This window comes from Acidobacteriota bacterium, assembly GCA_040752675.1.
Classification (GTDB): Bacteria; Acidobacteriota; Polarisedimenticolia; order JBFMGF01; family JBFMGF01; genus JBFMGF01.
Genome location: JBFMGF010000036.1, coordinates 1 through 16,254, shown reverse-complemented (window position 1 = coordinate 16,254; position 16,254 = coordinate 1). Strand labels below are relative to the sequence as shown.

The following is a 16,254-nucleotide window of genomic DNA, read 5'->3' as shown; positions in this document are numbered from 1 at the left end:
CTGAAAAAGATCGACAAACTTCGAGTGATGTAATTTTTATGAATTTGCAAGTGACTTGCGAACCGGTATCCAGTATTTTCAAGGGTTTCAGAGTGAAAAATTTCATTTTCATGCATTTTTGAGGTTATAATGCTCTAAAAATCTAAAAGGAGAGGAGGTGAATACTCAATTGGCAGTCACGGCCAGAACCCGCAAGAGGGACGGCATGACATTCTTCTACATCGACTTCTACGTGAACGGAAGGAGAAAGAGAGAGAAGGCGGGAACAGGATATTGACCGACGTGCTCAATCGTGTTATGTTTGGCAATCGAAATGCGGAGAGGTGCTGGAGTGGCCGAACAGGGCTGCCTGCTAAGCAGTTACACGGGTAACACCGTGTCGGGGGTTCGAATCCCCCCCTCTCCGCCAGTTGACCAGAAAATAAAACACGGGTAATATAAAGTAGATTTGATTTTTAACGCATATAAACGCATGAGATGCGTGACCGCTGTTTTCCTCAAATATCTTCTCACCAGTGACATTCCATCTTGTAGTCTTTCCAAGGGAGGGAGCAATGAACTCACAGCCTTCTATCAGGTTCAAGATAGCCACAGAGGATTGGGAGTTCGAGCAGATTCACCGGCTGAATTACAAGACCTTCGTCGAAGAGATTCCACAACATGGTCAGAATCATGAAGGGATCCTTATAGACCGGTTCCATGATGAGAATACATACATCATTGCAGTCAACGGAAATGCGGTCGTTGGAATGATCGCTGTCCGTGACAGGCATCCCTTTTCCCTTGAACAAAAACTAGAAAATCTGGAATCCTATTTGCCGCCCAACCGTTCCATATGCGAGTTTCGCCTTCTCGCTCTCGATAAGAGCTATCGCAGCAGCCGTGTCATGGGCGGTCTTGTCCAGACCCTCGCCGAATACTGCCTGAGCAGGGGATACGATCTTGCCATCATCTCGGGGATCACCAATCAAACCAAGATGTACAAACATGCCGGATTCGAACCGTTCGGGCCGCTTGTCGGAACGCCTGGTGCACAGTTCCAGCCGATGTATCTCACCCTCGAAGCATTCAATGAATTCAGGAAGAAATCCAGACTGTTTTCACGGACTCTTGCCTTGCCCGGCAAGGTGCCTACGAAGGTGAACCTCCTGCCAGGACCGGTCGCTATCGGCCAGAATGTGCGGCAGGTCTTCAGCGAAGAGCCGGTCTCTCATCGCTCAAGGGTCTTCATCGAGGACTTCCAGCGGACGAAGAAACTTCTCTGCGATCTTGTTGGAGCCAGATACGTCGAGATCTTTACGGGGTCGGGGACGCTGGCGAATGATATCATAGCAGCGCAGTTGTCCCTGCAGGCCGGGAAAGGTTTCATCGCGAGCAACGGCGAATTCGGCAGCCGGCTGATTGACCATGCCACGCGGTTTCGGCTTCCGTTCGTGACCTATCAGTTCAATTGGGGAGAGCCATTCGACTACGAGAGGATCGGGATAATCATCGATGAGAATTCTGGCATCGAGTGGATGTGGGTCGTCCACTGTGAGACCTCGACCGGGATCCTCAACGACATGGCCAGCCTGAAGAAACTCTGCATAGAGAGAAGAATCAAGCTCTGCCTGGATTGCATCAGTTCGATTGGCACAATTCCCGTCGATCTGCGGGGAGTCTATCTCGCATCGGGAGTCAGCGGCAAGGCGCTGGGAGCATTCCCGGGACTCTCCATGGTCTTCTGCAATCATGAGATCCCTCCCGCTCCAAAGTCGCTCCCAAGGTATCTTGACCTCGGCCTCTATGCCGCCAGCGAAGGAATCCCCTTCACCATTTCATCGAATCTTCTGTATGCTTTGAAAGCGGCGCTGGAGAGCTTCTTGACGTGGACTCGGTTCCAGCACATCATCTATCTTTCGAACTGGCTGAAGTTTGAACTCCGCAAGCGGGGGCTTCAGATCCTGGCTGACGACGCTCATTCTTCTCCCGCAGTGCTCACCATCATCCTTCCGCAGACGGTTTCTTCCAGGAACGTCGGAGATCAACTCGCAGCGTCCGGGTACCTCTTGAACTACATGAGCGAATATCTTCTGAAGAGGAACTGGATCCAGATCTGCCTGATGGGTGAGTGCTCGAAGGAGTTGCTCGAACCGCTCTTGAATGTTCTGCCTAGATTCTGCTATCCCGATCGATGGAGATCCTGAGTCAGACCCCCATCGTCCTGCTGATTCCAGCCAGATTCTGAAGAATAGAAGATTTCGGAAGTCTGTTTTCTTTAAAAAGAAATGGCGGAGGGAGTAGGATTCGAACCCACGGAAGCAGTTAGCTTCAGCGGTTTTCAAGACCGCCGCCTTAAACCACTCGGCCATCCCTCCATGCCGGCATCCTGCAATTTAGCATATCTTATCTTCAAGTCAATTGATGGTAAGATGTTCGACTAGCGCTCACCTTAATTTGCTGATAACGGATAAGCCGTTCATGAAGGGACGGAGCGCTTCGGGGATGACGACGGAACCATCCTTCTGCTGAAAGTTCTCGAGGATGGCGACCACCGTTCTTCCGATGGCGAGGCCTGAACCGTTGAGCGTATGAACGAATTCCGGCTTGGCTTTCGGATGCGGACGGTACCGGATGTTAGCTCGTCTTGCCTGAAAGTCCTCGAAGTTGGAGCATGAAGAGATCTCCCTGTAAATGTTCTGGGAAGGGATCCAGACTTCGATGTCGTATGTCTTGGAGGCGGCGAATCCGAGATCGGTGGTGCAGAGCGTGACGACACGGTACGGGATACTCAACCGCTTCAGGACTTCCTCGGCGTTGCAAGTCAAATTCTCCAGTTCGTCGTAAGACGAATCAGGCTCGGTGAACTTCACGAGTTCTACCTTGTTGAACTGGTGCTGACGGATGAGACCCCTCACGTCCTTTCCGTACGAGCCTGCCTCGCTCCGGAAACAGGGAGTATATGCAACGTAGTTTATCGGAAGCATTTCCTTCTCGAGGATTTCGCCCGCGTAGAAATTGGTTACCGGAACCTCCGCGGTAGGGACGAGGTAATAATCGTAATCTTTCAGGCGGAACAGATCGCTCTCGAACTTTGGAAGCTGCGCTGTCCCGAAGAGGGAATCAGCATTGACGATGAAGGGTGGAAGCACTTCCGTGTATCCGTGCTCCTTGACGTGGAGGTCGAGCATGAAGTTGATGAGAGCTCTTTCGAGGAGTGCTCCAGCCTCCTTGTAGATTGCGAACCGCGCCCCTGTGATCTTTGATGCTCTGTCGAAATCCAGGATGTTGAGATCGGTGCCGATTTCCCAGTGGGGCTTCGGTTCGAAATCGAAGGTAGGCTTTTCCCCGATGACCCGCTCGACCCTGTTGTCTTCCTCGCTCTTTCCGACAGGAACCGTCCTGTGCGGGATATTAGGTATCTCGAGCTGAAGGAGTCTCAGAGAGAGCTCCACGTTCTTGAGCTTTTCCTCGTATTCGTGGATTTCAGCAGAGACCTGCTTCATCTTTACCTTGAGTGCCGAGACATCCTTCTTCTGCTTGATCAGCTTCCCGATCTCTTCCGACGTAACGTTCTTCAGATGCTTGAGCTTCTCCGATTCCTGGAGGAGCCTCTTTCGCTCTCCATCGAGTTGCATGAAGCCATCGAGAGTAAGGTCGTAGCCCCTTTCCCTGAGCTTGTCCTGGATCGCTTCGACATTTTCCCTTATAAAATTGATGTCCAGCATAAGAGAGTTTTCATCAAAATCGAATTAGCTGCATTATATGGACTCAAGGCAGGCCTGTCAATTTTTTGCTGTTAGAGTTTCCTGGTCGCTGCGGAGGCTGTGGTGTGAAGGGGCAAAGGGCATTTGATAATAAAACTGGTTCATGTATAATCCAGACACGATCAAAATGGAGGCTCGGATGAGAATCGAGAAGGTCGTCTTTCCTGCCGCGGGGATGGGGACGAGATTCCTTCCTGCAACCAAGGCGCAGCCAAAGGAGATGCTCCCTCTAATAGATAAGCCGATCATCCAGTACGGCGTCGAAGAAGCTCTCAAATCAGGAATAGAAAACATCATCATCGTAACGGGGCGGGGCAAGAACGCCATCGAGGATCACTTCGATGTCTCCTTCGAGCTCGAGCGATTCCTGGAGGAGAAGGGGAAGATGAGGGAACTGCAGGAGATCAGGAACATATCCGACCTTGTCAACGTTGCATACATCCGTCAGAAAGAGCCAATGGGTCTTGGCCATGCGGTCCTTGTCGCGAAAAACCTCGTGGGTGATGAGCCATTTGCAGTTCTCCTCGCCGATGACATAATCGAGTCGAAGGTCCCATGTTTGAAGCAGTTGATCCTCACCCATAGAAAGTATGGATGCTCGGTCATCGCCGTGGAGCGCGTTGAGAGAAAACGGACGAGGGATTACGGGATCATAGACTGTGGAAAGATCGGGGATGGAGCCTATGAGATCAAAGACCTGGTGGAAAAGCCCTCTCCATCGGAGGCTCCTTCCACTCTGGCCATCATCGGCCGATACATTCTGACCCCCGCCATCTTCAGGAATCTCGAGAATACGGCGCTGGATAAGCGGGGTGAACTGCAGCTCACGAACGGCCTGCGAAGACTGCTTAAAGAAGAGAGAATCATTGCCTTGGAATTCGAGGGAAGGCGATACGATGCGGGGAACAAGCTCGAGTATCTGAAGGCGACCGTGGAGCTCGCGTTGAACAGAAAGGATCTTGCAAAAGATTTCTGGAGATACCTCCGCTCACTGGCACTTCGCAAATAAGCCTGGATCAATTACCGGCGGCGGCTTTTGATTCTTTTTCTCTGGCGGGTGATTCTCTGGATTCGGCCGATTCTTCCTTTTTCTCTGATAATTTTCCCTTTCGGGCATAGTCGGTCACGTACCAGCCGGTTCCCTTGAACTGGATGGCGGGGACGGAGATAACCCTGTGGGCGGGACCACCGCAGTCATTGCATTTATTAATGGGTTTGTCGGAGAAGCTCTGGATTTTTTCAAATCGCTTTCCGCATTTCCTGCATTCGTACTCGTAGATAGGCATGAAAAATTGCTCCTCCTATCATTTTCGTAAGTGTGTTATTATAAATTTAAACATTCATTTGTCAAGGTAACGGCAGTATCGCAAGTCACGGATCGGGTTCCTGAGAATCAGGGTTCAGCATCGATGCAGTCATGCAATAATTTGATATGTATTCGTAAGGAGTTTTAATGGAGAAATTAAGAATCATTGGTGGGAAACGTTTGAGCGGGACCATCTCCATCAGCGGTGCGAAGAACGCCGCTTTGCCTGCGCTTGCCGCCTGTATCCTCACCGACCGTGAAGTCAAGCTGGCCAATGTTCCCTCGGTCTGGGACATCCACACCATGCTCAAACTCCTGTTTCACGTGGGAGCAGAGAGGACCATTTTTCAAGGAAACGGTGTCTCGATAAAGATTTCCGGGATCGAATCCAGCGATGCTCCTTACGAGCTTGTGAAGACGATGAGAGCCTCCATCCTTGTACTCGGTCCCATGCTTGCGAGGAACGGCCATGCCAGAGTGTCGCTGCCGGGAGGATGCGCCATCGGCGAGAGACCGGTCAATCTTCACATCGACGGCCTGAGGAGACTCGGTGCAAAGATCGAAATTGAGCATGGATACATCGAAGCTAGCGGCGATAGGTTGAAAGGAGCAGAGTTCACCTTCGAGCGCAGGACAGTTACCGGTACTGAAAATCTCATGATGGCCGCGACCCTTGCGGATGGAGTAACGCGGCTCGTCAACTGCGCCATGGAGCCAGAAGTTGTCGATCTCGCCACGCTTCTCATCTCCATGGGGGCGAAGATAACGGGGGCCGGCAGCAATGTGATTGAAATCGAAGGTGTGACAGGGCTGAATGGAGCCGTCCACGAGATCATCCCTGACAGGATTGAGGCGGGAACCTACATCATGGCAGGAGTCCTGGCAGGCGACAGGATAAAGATAGACAGATGCAACCCCTCTCATCTCATGGCGCTTCTCGAAAAGCTCGAGGAGAACGGGATCGAAGTCGAGAGCGGTGAAAACTTCGTCGTCGTGAGCCAAAAGGATGAGATCAGGGCGAAAGACTTGAGAACTTCCACCTATCCTGGTTTCCCCACGGATATGCAGGCTCAGTACATGACGCTGATGACGCAGGCAGAAGGGGAATCCATCATCACCGAGACGATCTTCGAACGGCGGTTCATGCATGTGGGGGAGCTTCTCAGAATGGGTGCCGACATCGCCATTGACGGGCACAGCGCCATAGTGAAGGGAAAGACCCCGCTCAAGGGGGCGCAGGTCATGGCGACCGATCTGCGGGCCAGTGCTTCGCTTGTCCTTGCCGGTCTCATTGCGGAAGGGGAGACTGTCATCGATCGAATCTACCACCTGCACCGCGGCTACGAGAGAATTGACGAGAAGCTCCGGGGACTTGGGGCTTCCGTAGAGCGAGTGAAATGACAGGGTATCCTATCCCGAATTTATAATGAAGAATACTACCAGTTTAAGGAGGAACCGAATATGGCCGGTTGCATATTTTGTAAGATAGCGGCAAAGGAGATTCAATCCAGAATCATCTATGAAGATGATAATGTCGTGGCTTTTGAGGATATAAACCCTCAGGCACCGACTCACACTCTTCTGATACCCAGGAAGCACATCGAAACGTTGAACGACATCGGCGAAGGGGACCGGGAACTCATAGGACATCTCATCTTAAAGGCTTCAGAGATCGCAGCTCTGAAAGGATTGAACAGAAGCGGGTACAGAATAGTGATGAACTGCCTGGAAAGCGCGGGTCAATCGGTCTTCCACGTTCATCTCCACCTCCTTGGCGGAAGGAATTTTGGCTGGCCTCCCGGCTAATGGTCGGACTTGAAGACCTCCTCTATTTGTGCAATTTTTCTCTTGTTTATAAAAATCCTGCTGATATAATAATTGACTAATAAATTTCGCTGTGACTGAAATCAGCCGATAAGCCTCAAACATCTTTATTGCTGGAGGAAGATATGAGAAGAACCGTTATCTTGAGCGCTGTAAGAACGCCCATCGGAAGATTCCAAGGAACGCTGAGGGATCTCAAGGCTACGGAGCTTGGTGCGTTGGTCATCAGGGAAGCGGTCAACCGCGCGGAGATCTCTCCGGAGCGGGTGGATGAAGTCGTCATGGGAAATGTCGTCGGTGCCGGACTTGGCCAGAATCCCGCCAGACAGGCTGCGCTTGCGGCTGGAATCCCGAACAGCGTCGGTGCCCTGACAATCAACAAGGTCTGCGGCTCGGGACTCAAGGCGGTAGTTCTGGCTGCCCAGGCTATAAAATGCGGCGATGCCGATTTCATCGTGGCAGGAGGGATGGAATCGATGTCAAAGGCCCCCTACCTTCTCTTCAACGCAAGGGACGGGTACAGGATGGGGCATGGACAGATCATCGATTCGATGATCCACGATGGGCTCTGGGATGCCTATGAGAACTTCCACATGGGGAACACCGGGGAGGTCGTGGCTGAGATGTTTAATGTGACGAAACAGCAGCAGGATGAGTATGCATACAACAGCCACAGGAAGGCGATCGCTGCCATCGAAGCGGGCAAATTCAAGAAGGAAATCATCCCTGTTTCCATCCCTCAGAAGAAAGGGGATCCTATCCTCTTTGATACCGATGAATGTCCGAGGAAGGATACAACGATCGAAGCTCTCTCAAAGCTTAAACCTGTCTTCAAGAAGGACGGGACCGTAACAGCGGGGAACGCGCCGCCTGTGAATGATGGAGCTTCTGCCGTTGTTGTCACATCGCTGGAGAATGCCGAGAGGCTGGGGAAGAAGCCACTCGCTGAAATCATCGCCTATGCCGTGAGTGGTATGGAGCCAAAACTCGTCATGATCGCGCCCATCAAGGCGGTACAGAAAGCTCTCGCTCAGGCAGGCTGGGATAAAGACGAAGTGGACCTGTATGAGTTCAACGAGGCATTCTCGGTCCAGCAGGTCGCCATCCTGAAAGAGACGGGGATCAACCCGGAGAAGCACAACGTCCATGGAGGCGCGGTTGCTCTAGGCCATCCGATAGGTGCGAGTGGCGCAAGGATCCTTACAACACTTCTCTACGCGATGGACGACAGAGGAGTAAAGAAGGGCATCGCCGCTCTCTGTCTCGGCGGTGGAAATGCCGTCGCCATGGCCGTTCAGCGAATCTGAAATATTAACCTGAGATATTCAATGGGAGGCGATTATGGACATTAAGACGATAGGAGTCGTAGGAGCCGGCACGATGGGCAACGGAATCGCCCACGTGGCTGCTCAGTCAGGTTACAGAGTCATCATGAGGGATCTGACGGATGATCTCGTCGCAAAGGGGCTGAAGACCATCGATAAGAATCTTCAGAGAGGGGTCGAGAAGGGTAAGATGACGGAGGATCAGAAGAAAGATATTCTCTCGCGGATCACGGTCACGACGGACCTTGCGAAAATCAAGGATTGCGATTTCGTCGTGGAAGCGGTCTTCGAAAACCTTGCAATAAAGGAGGAGATATTCAAAGAGCTCGATAAACTCTGCAGACCCGATGTGATTCTGGCTACCAACACTTCTTCCATATCCATCACGAAGATAGCTGCCGTAACGAAGAGAGCGGACAAGGTCATAGGGATGCACTTCATGAATCCAGTACCCGTCATGCAGCTCGTAGAGGTCATCCGCGGCCTTGCCACTTCTGATGAGACCCATCGGGTGACGAAGAGCCTCTCAGAGAAGCTTGGAAAGACTCCGGTTGAGGTTAGCGATTACCCCGGGTTCGTCGCAAACAGGATTCTCATGCCGATGATCAATGAAGCCGTTTATTGCCTGATGGAAGGAGTTGGAAATATCGAGGCCATCGATACGGTGATGAAGCTCGGGATGAACCATCCTATGGGTCCCCTCACTCTTGCCGATTTCATCGGTCTGGATATCTGCCTCAACATCCTGGAAGTCCTATATGAGGGGCTGGGTGACAGCAAGTATCGTCCCTGCCCGCTTCTGAAGAAATATGTTGATGCCGGCTTCCTCGGCAGGAAGAGCGGTCGCGGCTTTTACAACTATCAGCAGGTCTGATTCCACCCCAGTTCGTGCGACCAACTCGAGCCGTATCGATGGGTCGCTAAGGAAACTCTGCTCCATATGAAAAACTTTCCAGATGGTCATGGAGTATAATATCCGCTGAGTTTCCTATGAGAGAGTTGATTGATAAGATCCTTGCCTCGAAGAGCCTTGGTAAGCTCGTCAAATACCGGGGATTCCAGCAACCACGGAATGCCGTCTTTTCCGAGGTGAGCGCCCCTCTTCCAGAAGAAATCTCTCTTGCCCTCAAGAAGAACAGGATAGAGAGGCTTTATCTACACCAGACGAAGGCCATCGACGCTTTCCGGGAAGGGAAGAACATCATGGTCGTGACGCCCACGGCAAGCGGGAAGAGCCTGACCTACTACGTCCCGACCTTTGAGGCTTTCCTGAACGACGCGGAAGCGCGGGCGCTATACATCTTTCCCTACAAAGCCCTGGAGCAGGATCAGTTGAAAAACATCAGAGTTCTTGCTTGCTCCCTCGATGGATTGGCTGCAGAGATATACGACGGCGATACGACAGCTTACAAGAGGAAGAAGATCAAGGCGAACCCGCCGAGCATTCTCATCACGAATCCAGACATGCTCCACATGGGAATTCTCGCCTATCACGGAGACTGGCAGAGCTTCTTCGAGAATCTGAAAGTGGTAATCATCGACGAGCTCCATGTCTACAGGGGGATCTTCGGGACCCATCTCCACCATGTGATCAGGCGACTCAAGCGTATCTGCAGGCATTATGGAGTGGAGCCACGCTTCATCGTTTCGTCGGCGACCATCGCCAATCCGGAAGAGTTTGCCTTCTCTTTAACCGGAATTCCTTTTCATGTCATCAGCGAGAACGGCGCTCCTTCCGCCGGAAAGCATTTCCTCTTCATCAATCCTGATGTCAGCCCTTACACCATCGCCGCCCATCTCTTTGAGCTCTCCGTAAAGGCGGGGTTCAAGAGCATCGCATTCACGAAGGCGAGGAAGATCACCGAGCTGATACATTCCTGGTTGATCACCGGAGCGCCGGAATTGAAAAAGAAAATCAGCTCTTACAGGGCGGGTTATCTTCCCGAGGAGAGAAGAGAGATAGAAGCGAAGCTCTTCAGCGGAGATTTGATGGGGGTCATCTCGACGAGTGCCCTCGAGCACGGGATAGATGTTGGCGGGCTCGATGTCTGCATCCTGGTAGGGTATCCCGGAAGCATCACCTCCTCCTGGCAGAGGATTGGACGGGTGGGGCGCTCTGACAGGGAATCGCTCGTCATCCTTGTGGCGCTTCCCGATGCCCTCGATCAGTATTTCATCAGGAACCCGGAAAAGTTCTTCGGAAGAAGTTTCGAAAAGGCCGTCTTGGATCCCGAGAACAGGTTTATCATGTTAGGACATCTTGTCTGCGCTGGCGCGGAGATACCGTTGAGGAGACTGGATAGTGAAGAATACGGGAAGGCATCCACCGAAATCATAGGTGAACTCGTCCGCGATGGGAGACTCGTCGAGGGAGCCGAGGGGGATCGATGGTTCTCACTGAAGAAGAATCCGCAGCGGGATATGAGCCTTAGATCTATAGGCGAGGGCTACAGGATATTCGGAGCCGATACCGGGAAAGAGATAGGGACGATCGACGGCGTCAGGGCTTTACATGAGTGCCACAAGGGGGCAATTTACCTCCACCATGGTGTCCAGTACAAGGTGACCTCTCTCGACATGGAAGCAAAAAAGATTGAGGCGAAACCGGTCGATGTCGATTACTACACTCAGGTTTACTCAGACAAGGAGACCGAGATCCTCGAGATGCTCGGGAGGATGAATAAGGGAAAGTACGGTGTCGGATTCGGGCGGTTGAGGGTGACTGAGTTCATCAGGGAGTACGTGAAAAAGAGGATCTTCGGTCAGGAGGTCGTCTCGACGCATCCACTCGCGCTTCCACCGCTCTCCTTTGAGACGATGGGTCTATGGATGGAGCTTCCCGATGAACTCAACCTTCAGGCCGTATCGCGTGGGATGCATTTCATGGGAGGGCTCCATGCAATGGAGCATGCATCCATATCTCTTTTCCCACTCCTTGCCATATGCGATCGCGATGACATCGGTGGCATCAGCTACACTCTCAACCCGCAGCTCGGCAAGCCGGCCATCTTCATCTATGATGGCTATCCGGGAGGGATCGGACTGGCAGCAAAGGGGTTCCAGGATATAGACCTTTTGCTCGAGAGGACTTACTCGCTCGTCAGCTCCTGCGATTGCGATGACGGATGCCCCTCGTGCATTCACTCTCCCAAATGCGGCTCCGGAAACAAGCCTCTTGATAAATTGGCGGCAATCTTTTTAATTGGCTACATAACCGGGAAGGTCGATCTCGAAGAAAAGAAGGTGACCATGAGAGAAAAGCTTTTCAAGAGAAGTCTGGCTGAAGATGCCTCAGGAGGAAAGAGAAAAGAATCCGGGGAGATAAAGGGGTCCAGTTCCTCCGGAGGGTTTAAGAAAAGGATATGGGGAGATGAGAGGGTCCTCTTTTTCGACGTGGAGACGCAGAAGAGTGCCGAGGAAGTCGGTGGCTGGAGGAACGTCTCCGCCATGCGAGTGGCCCTGGCCGTCATTTACGACGTCCAGGATAACGAGTACAGGACCTACTTTGAGAAGGATGTGGATAGACTCATCTCAGATCTTCTGATGGCAGATCTGGTCATCGGCTTCAACATAGATCGCTTCGACGTCGAGGTCCTTAGAGGCTACACGAACGAGAACCTCTCGAAGATCAAGACCCTGGACATGCTTGCTGAGATTTACAGGAAACTGGGATTCCGCCTGGGGCTGGGGCACCTCGCCGAGGCTACCCTCGGGGAACCGAAAAGCGCCGATGGTTTTCAGAGCCTGCAATGGTTCAAGGAGGGAAAGCTGGATCTCATCGAGGAGTACTGCAGGAAGGACGTCGAGATCACGAAGAGGCTGTTTGAGTTTGGAAGGGAAAAAGGATATCTCCTTTACAGGGATTACGAGAACCGTCTGGCCAAACTCAACATTACCTGGTGACCGTTTTTGCAATCGAATTCGCCATCCTTAAGAAATATCCTTCGACGCTGGAACGGCAAATAATTCGTGGATGAATTGGAAAGCAAGATCATGATGAAGAAGGATGTCATATTCCTTGTTGGATTCATGGGGTGTGGGAAGAGCGCGGTAGGGAGAACTCTCGCCAATAGACTCGGCTACACTTTTCATGACACCGATGAGATGGTTGAGGCAAAGGAGAGAAGAAGCATCGAGAAGGTCTTCCAGGAATCAGGCGAGGGGTATTTTCGCGAGAGGGAATGGGAAGCGCTTCTCTCGCTGGCCGGGATCACAAATGCAGTAGTAGCCACGGGCGGAGGACTCTTCCTTGGAGCTCAGCACAGGAAGTTCATCAAGGAAACGGGAATCTCCATCTGGCTCGATGCTCCCTTTGAAGATATCCTCGAAAGGATGAAAGATGGCCCAGTGCGGCCACTCTTCACCGATGATGCGGAGTTCAGGCAGATGCTCGAGAGCAGGAAGGGAAGATACATACTTGCCGATTACCGGATCGACACGAGAGGGATGACCGTTGAGAGCATCGTCGATAAGATTTTAAAAATTTCAAAACAAGATTTTAATGATTGAATTTGCTGTCTTGCCTTTGATAATATTATAAAAAATCAGGAGGATAGAATATGACAAAGAGTGAACTGGTAGAAAAACTTGCTTCGGAAGCAAAGCTTGAGAAGAAGAACACCAAGCTGTTTCTCGAAGCGCTCACGAAGGTTGTTGAAAAATCGATAAAGAAGGGAGACGAGGTTCCTCTCACCGGGCTGGGAAAATTCAAAGTCGTGAAGAGAAAGGCAAGAATGGGAAGAAATCCGGCGACGGGCGAGGCGATCCAGATTCCGGCAAAAACGGTCGTGAAGTTCTCCGTGGCAAAGGCTCTCAAAGACCTCATTAAAAAGTAAGCGATTCATCTCCATTTTCATTTGATGGCTTCTTGATGTGCTCGTTCATTCCTTCCCGCCGAATAGGATGGAGAAACCCAGGGATGTCTTGATGTTGAACAGGTTGCTGTCCGTCGTCGTGAAGTAATATTCGTCATTGCTGCCATCAAAGGTCAGGCCCGTTACATCATGATGATATTGAACACCAGCGACTTCTAAGCGGAAAGCAAATCTCTTCTTGAAATAGTAACGGAATCCGCCGCCGAACAGGTAACTGGGGGAAGACTGGCTGTCGATCCACCTCCCAACATATTCCGTAGCCCCTGTTCCGGGATTGTCGGACCAGACATTGTATGTTCTCTTGATCCGGAGTCTTCCCATCCCACCTTCCGCGTAAGGAATGAACTTCTCTTTGATAGGTTTGAAGTTGAAGACGAAATTAGCCGACCAGTGTGCGATATCATCGTCTTCATCCGCATCCAGATAACGTACATCTTCGTTAATGATCTGGAAGGAGTCGCTGTTTATCGTTCCCAGGGAGTAGACAAATTCTCCCTCGAGATGTTTTGAGAAATTGAAACCGAGCTTTAATCCCAGGAGGGGGGTATCATCCACGCCCGTTTCCGAATCGAACATCTCCCAGGTGAGGAGCGGGGTCATCTCCACACTTTTTTCTTTGTGCTGGGCTAAGGAGAGAGAAAGGGAAAACAGGAAGAGCAGGAAAAGGACTGTGACAGATTTTTTCATGTTCATAATAAGTACCTTTGAAATAGATTTTTCATAATAGGAAAAAAAAAGGGCAAAATCAAGAGTATTTATCATTTTTGGCTGTCGTTTTGCAGCGCGGAAACAGAAAAAGAATGTCCGTCGGCTCAAGAATCCAGTGAAGGAGAAGATGAGTCCAGTTCAACAAGATGAGAAGGATTGGTAAAAAAAGGCCAGGCTTAGAGCCTGGCCTTTACATTCACCGGAAGAGGGATTTTAAAACTTGAAGGAAAAGAATGTCGTCATGGCAGTCTCATCGCCGACCCGGAGCTCGCTGTTGAGGTGGACATTGGCCGTAAGAGTGCAGTCGACTCCGAAGAAGAAGCCGTAAATGTCCTGAGGTTTCGTCGTAAATTCCCATGGGAAGTAATACCAGTAATCAAGGACGCCGTCATAGTAATCATATTCGAGGTAATGCCCCTCATAGTCGGTGCTGTATCCTGAAAGCTTGAAACCTCCATAAGGAGAAACATGCTCCATCTTCTTGCTCAAGACAAGGGCTACATGGTATTCCGTCGTCTTCGTCTTATCCAGTGCTATTTGAAAAAGCTCATCATAGAGCCCGCCCATATCGGTATAACTGTCCTGATACAAGACGACGTCGCTGTCCAGGTCATAGATGTTGTACTGGGCATCCATTCCAACCCTGAAATCCCCGGATTCGAAGAAGGTTGCCTTGAAACCGGCGCCGTAGAAGGGGCTCCAATCTCCCTTGCCCTTCTTGCTTAACCAGTATCCACTCTCATCGTATTGATACCAATCTTCCAGCGAGCCGGCAAAGTAATATTCATATTGGTAGTACAACAGGAGGTCGAACAGTTCTGATTTCATTCTCGCCATTCCACCTTTGATGTAGAAAGCGTATCTGCCAAATCCAAAATTAAGGTTGAGGAAGAGCTTGTCCAGAGTTTCTTCACCATCGAAACTGACGAGCCAATATTTGTAGATGTAGCCATAACCATCGCCATAATCAGAGTCGTCATAATAGATCAGGGCTTTTTCATCGAGCTCAACTTCTCTGCTGGAGTGATCAAATCCAAAGTCAAAGCTGAATTTGAACCCCTCCCCTTCCGGGTTGTTACCGACTTCCGAAGCTAAAACAAAACTTCCTGCAATCAAACATGCAACCAAGACTAACAATTTCTTCATTTTTTCTCCTTCTCCTTATTTTGTTCTAACTCTCTTTAAAACCTCATTTTATCTGTCAACATTCCTTGTCAATAATTATTTTATCGGTTCACCTCCCTTCATAAATTGCATTACACATATCATAGCCGTGGCTAAAAAGCAACCGAAATTTTCAATAATTTTGTGAAGAATGAGGTACATGGATGAGGCTTACCTGTGTAACAGCTTTTAAGGCGCAGGTTTGTTATAGAATGATGAAATGATACAATGAAAAACGAGTTGAAGAGATACAACAGCCATGCTCGCAATGCAGTTGAAATCCTTGTTCCTCTTACTGACTCACTTCATCTCGTCACCGGTCATCAAGAAAAACATCATCAACATCATCTCCTTCTGTTTCTTTTTCTTCTTTTTCTCTGCCTGTTGCGCAACTTCGACAGATCACTCGCCCCTAACTGCCAGACGATTTTCTCCATCTCCTTCATCATCGCCGTCTTTTCATGCTTCGATCGGAGACAATCCGCTCAGGATGAGCTTCGAGCCGAAGAGGGTTTTCATAATCGGCTCATCCGACGAAGGGGAATCGATCCTTCTTCACGTTAGTATGGAAAACCGAACGGCGATGGGCCTGTACATCGACAGACTCATCATAAAGTTCAAGAAAAAAGAAAAGATCATCCTGGAACAGGAGCAAACGGATACCTTCTTCCGGCGGGCTTCCATCAAAAGGGAGAGAAAGATTCTCCCTGGTTCCAGTGTCCGATGGACCGGGATCTGCCTGACGAGCCCGAGCTTCGGTCAACTGGACAGGGTTGAGCTTCTCTTTCATCTTCGATCCGGAAAGAAGCTGCGAACGACTCAGGTTCTTGAGATTCCGGTATCGCGATATCTTCAGAAGACCGTTCTGCGTCTTCCATTTAGGGGTTCCTGGAAGGTGACGCAGGGTCACCAGTGCAACAGCAATCACAGAATCTCTGGGTACGGGGGAGACTTCTCCTGGGATTTTGCAGCCATCGGCGAGAATGGAAGCATTGCCACGAAAGATTATCACATATACAGAAGGAACAGGGATGTCTATTCTTTTGGTAGAGACGTCAGCTCTCCCGCTTCCGGAAAAATCGTCAGGGTCAAGAATGACATCGCTGACAACGAGGGAGAGCAGAGTTACCCGAGAAAGAGCCTATCCTATGAGGTTGAGAATCCGCTCTGGCTCTTTGGAAACTTCGTCATCATCGATCATGGGAACGGTGAATATTCCCTGCTGGGACATATGATGAACGGCTCGATACAGGTTAAGGAAGGGGATGAGGTGAAAGCGGGGGATATCATAGGAAAGTGCGGTAACA

At 50.5% G+C, this 16,254-nt stretch carries 15 protein-coding genes and 2 tRNA genes; 12 read left to right on the top strand and 5 right to left on the bottom strand.

The genetic code is table 11. The features are described from left to right. Window positions 1–317 precede the first annotated feature (317 nt). Both AB1756_04010 and AB1756_04005 read left to right on the top strand, forming a co-directional pair. A tRNA-Ser gene (locus AB1756_04010) sits at window positions 318–409 on the top strand. A 145-nt stretch (window positions 410–554) separates the two neighbouring features. Further along, entirely contained in the window at window positions 555–2,186 is a 1,632-nt protein-coding gene (locus AB1756_04005; protein MEW5806502.1) for an aminotransferase class V-fold PLP-dependent enzyme, read from the top strand. Window positions 2,187–2,268: 82 nt separating this feature from the next. Here AB1756_04005 and AB1756_04000 read toward each other — a convergent pair. Together AB1756_04000 and serS are read right to left on the bottom strand one after the other, a co-directional pair. Beyond that, window positions 2,269–2,357 (bottom strand) — tRNA-Ser (locus AB1756_04000). Between the two features lie 69 nt (window positions 2,358–2,426). Beyond that, window positions 2,427–3,707, bottom strand: coding sequence for a serine--tRNA ligase (gene serS / locus AB1756_03995; GenBank protein MEW5806501.1), 1,281 nt, complete (start codon window positions 3,705–3,707; stop codon window positions 2,427–2,429). A gap of 178 nt (window positions 3,708–3,885) precedes the next feature. Between serS and galU the strand changes: the two genes are divergently transcribed. Beyond that, the gene (galU, locus tag AB1756_03990) at window positions 3,886–4,755 is read left to right on the top strand and encodes a UTP--glucose-1-phosphate uridylyltransferase GalU (protein MEW5806500.1); all 870 of its coding nucleotides are present in this window, start codon (window positions 3,886–3,888) and stop codon (window positions 4,753–4,755) included. Between the two features lie 7 nt (window positions 4,756–4,762). On the opposite strand, the gene AB1756_03985 is transcribed toward galU, so the two are convergent. Further along, window positions 4,763–5,032: an FmdB family zinc ribbon protein gene (locus tag AB1756_03985; protein ID MEW5806499.1), complete on the bottom strand. Its 270-nt coding sequence runs from the start codon at window positions 5,030–5,032 to the stop codon at window positions 4,763–4,765. 167 nt (window positions 5,033–5,199) lie between these two features. Between AB1756_03985 and murA the strand changes: the two genes are divergently transcribed. The 7 genes from murA to AB1756_03950 all read left to right on the top strand — a co-directional run bounded on the left by murA (window position 5,200) and on the right by AB1756_03950 (window position 13,036). Beyond that, entirely contained in the window at window positions 5,200–6,453 is a 1,254-nt protein-coding gene (murA, locus tag AB1756_03980; protein ID MEW5806498.1) for a UDP-N-acetylglucosamine 1-carboxyvinyltransferase, read from the top strand. 60 nt (window positions 6,454–6,513) lie between these two features. Continuing rightward, window positions 6,514–6,858 (top strand): histidine triad nucleotide-binding protein, encoded by a 345-nt coding sequence (locus AB1756_03975; protein ID MEW5806497.1) that lies wholly within the window; start codon window positions 6,514–6,516, stop codon window positions 6,856–6,858. Window positions 6,859–7,001: 143 nt separating this feature from the next. Then, window positions 7,002–8,183 carry an acetyl-CoA C-acetyltransferase gene (locus tag AB1756_03970; protein ID MEW5806496.1) on the top strand — a complete coding sequence of 394 codons (1,182 nt, stop codon included), beginning with the start codon at window positions 7,002–7,004 and terminating at the stop codon, window positions 8,181–8,183. 34 nt (window positions 8,184–8,217) lie between these two features. After that, window positions 8,218–9,075, top strand: a complete 858-nt coding sequence (locus AB1756_03965) for a 3-hydroxybutyryl-CoA dehydrogenase (GenBank protein ID MEW5806495.1) — start codon at window positions 8,218–8,220, stop codon at window positions 9,073–9,075. Between the two features lie 116 nt (window positions 9,076–9,191). Beyond that, the gene (locus AB1756_03960) at window positions 9,192–12,104 is read left to right on the top strand and encodes a DEAD/DEAH box helicase (GenBank protein ID MEW5806494.1); all 2,913 of its coding nucleotides are present in this window, start codon (window positions 9,192–9,194) and stop codon (window positions 12,102–12,104) included. Window positions 12,105–12,194: 90 nt separating this feature from the next. Next, window positions 12,195–12,710 carry a shikimate kinase gene (locus tag AB1756_03955; protein ID MEW5806493.1) on the top strand — a complete coding sequence of 172 codons (516 nt, stop codon included), beginning with the start codon at window positions 12,195–12,197 and terminating at the stop codon, window positions 12,708–12,710. Between the two features lie 50 nt (window positions 12,711–12,760). Further along, window positions 12,761–13,036 (top strand): HU family DNA-binding protein, encoded by a 276-nt coding sequence (locus AB1756_03950; protein ID MEW5806492.1) that lies wholly within the window; start codon window positions 12,761–12,763, stop codon window positions 13,034–13,036. 45 nt (window positions 13,037–13,081) lie between these two features. On the opposite strand, the gene AB1756_03945 is transcribed toward AB1756_03950, so the two are convergent. Then, entirely contained in the window at window positions 13,082–13,768 is a 687-nt protein-coding gene (locus AB1756_03945; protein ID MEW5806491.1) for an outer membrane beta-barrel protein, read from the bottom strand. 228 nt (window positions 13,769–13,996) lie between these two features. Then, window positions 13,997–14,929: a hypothetical protein gene (locus AB1756_03940; protein MEW5806490.1), complete on the bottom strand. Its 933-nt coding sequence runs from the start codon at window positions 14,927–14,929 to the stop codon at window positions 13,997–13,999. 246 nt (window positions 14,930–15,175) lie between these two features. Between AB1756_03940 and AB1756_03935 the strand changes: the two genes are divergently transcribed. Continuing rightward, complete coding sequence (locus tag AB1756_03935; GenBank protein ID MEW5806489.1) at window positions 15,176–15,511, top strand: hypothetical protein; 336 nt, start codon at window positions 15,176–15,178, stop codon at window positions 15,509–15,511. Beyond that, the coding region (locus AB1756_03930; protein ID MEW5806488.1) for a M23 family metallopeptidase at window positions 15,438–16,254 on the top strand (817 nt) is incomplete at its 3' end. The genes AB1756_03935 and AB1756_03930, both read left to right, overlap by 74 nt.

Bases quoted from the DNA above. Each gene is read 5' to 3' on its own strand.
- AB1756_04005 (MEW5806502.1), top strand. From the start codon at position 555: ATGAACTCACAGCCTTCTATCAGGTTCAAGATAGCCACAGAGGATTGG.
- serS (MEW5806501.1), bottom strand. From the start codon at position 3,707: ATGCTGGACATCAATTTTATAAGGGAAAATGTCGAAGCGATCCAGGAC.
- galU (MEW5806500.1), top strand. From the start codon at position 3,886: ATGAGAATCGAGAAGGTCGTCTTTCCTGCCGCGGGGATGGGGACGAGA.
- AB1756_03985 (MEW5806499.1), bottom strand. From the start codon at position 5,032: ATGCCTATCTACGAGTACGAATGCAGGAAATGCGGAAAGCGATTTGAA.
- murA (MEW5806498.1), top strand. From the start codon at position 5,200: ATGGAGAAATTAAGAATCATTGGTGGGAAACGTTTGAGCGGGACCATC.
- AB1756_03975 (MEW5806497.1), top strand. From the start codon at position 6,514: ATGGCCGGTTGCATATTTTGTAAGATAGCGGCAAAGGAGATTCAATCC.
- AB1756_03970 (MEW5806496.1), top strand. From the start codon at position 7,002: ATGAGAAGAACCGTTATCTTGAGCGCTGTAAGAACGCCCATCGGAAGA.
- AB1756_03965 (MEW5806495.1), top strand. From the start codon at position 8,218: ATGGACATTAAGACGATAGGAGTCGTAGGAGCCGGCACGATGGGCAAC.
- AB1756_03960 (MEW5806494.1), top strand. From the start codon at position 9,192: ATGAGAGAGTTGATTGATAAGATCCTTGCCTCGAAGAGCCTTGGTAAG.
- AB1756_03955 (MEW5806493.1), top strand. From the start codon at position 12,195: ATGATGAAGAAGGATGTCATATTCCTTGTTGGATTCATGGGGTGTGGG.
- AB1756_03950 (MEW5806492.1), top strand. From the start codon at position 12,761: ATGACAAAGAGTGAACTGGTAGAAAAACTTGCTTCGGAAGCAAAGCTT.
- AB1756_03945 (MEW5806491.1), bottom strand. From the start codon at position 13,768: ATGAACATGAAAAAATCTGTCACAGTCCTTTTCCTGCTCTTCCTGTTT.
- AB1756_03940 (MEW5806490.1), bottom strand. From the start codon at position 14,929: ATGAAGAAATTGTTAGTCTTGGTTGCATGTTTGATTGCAGGAAGTTTT.
- AB1756_03935 (MEW5806489.1), top strand. From the start codon at position 15,176: ATGAAAAACGAGTTGAAGAGATACAACAGCCATGCTCGCAATGCAGTT.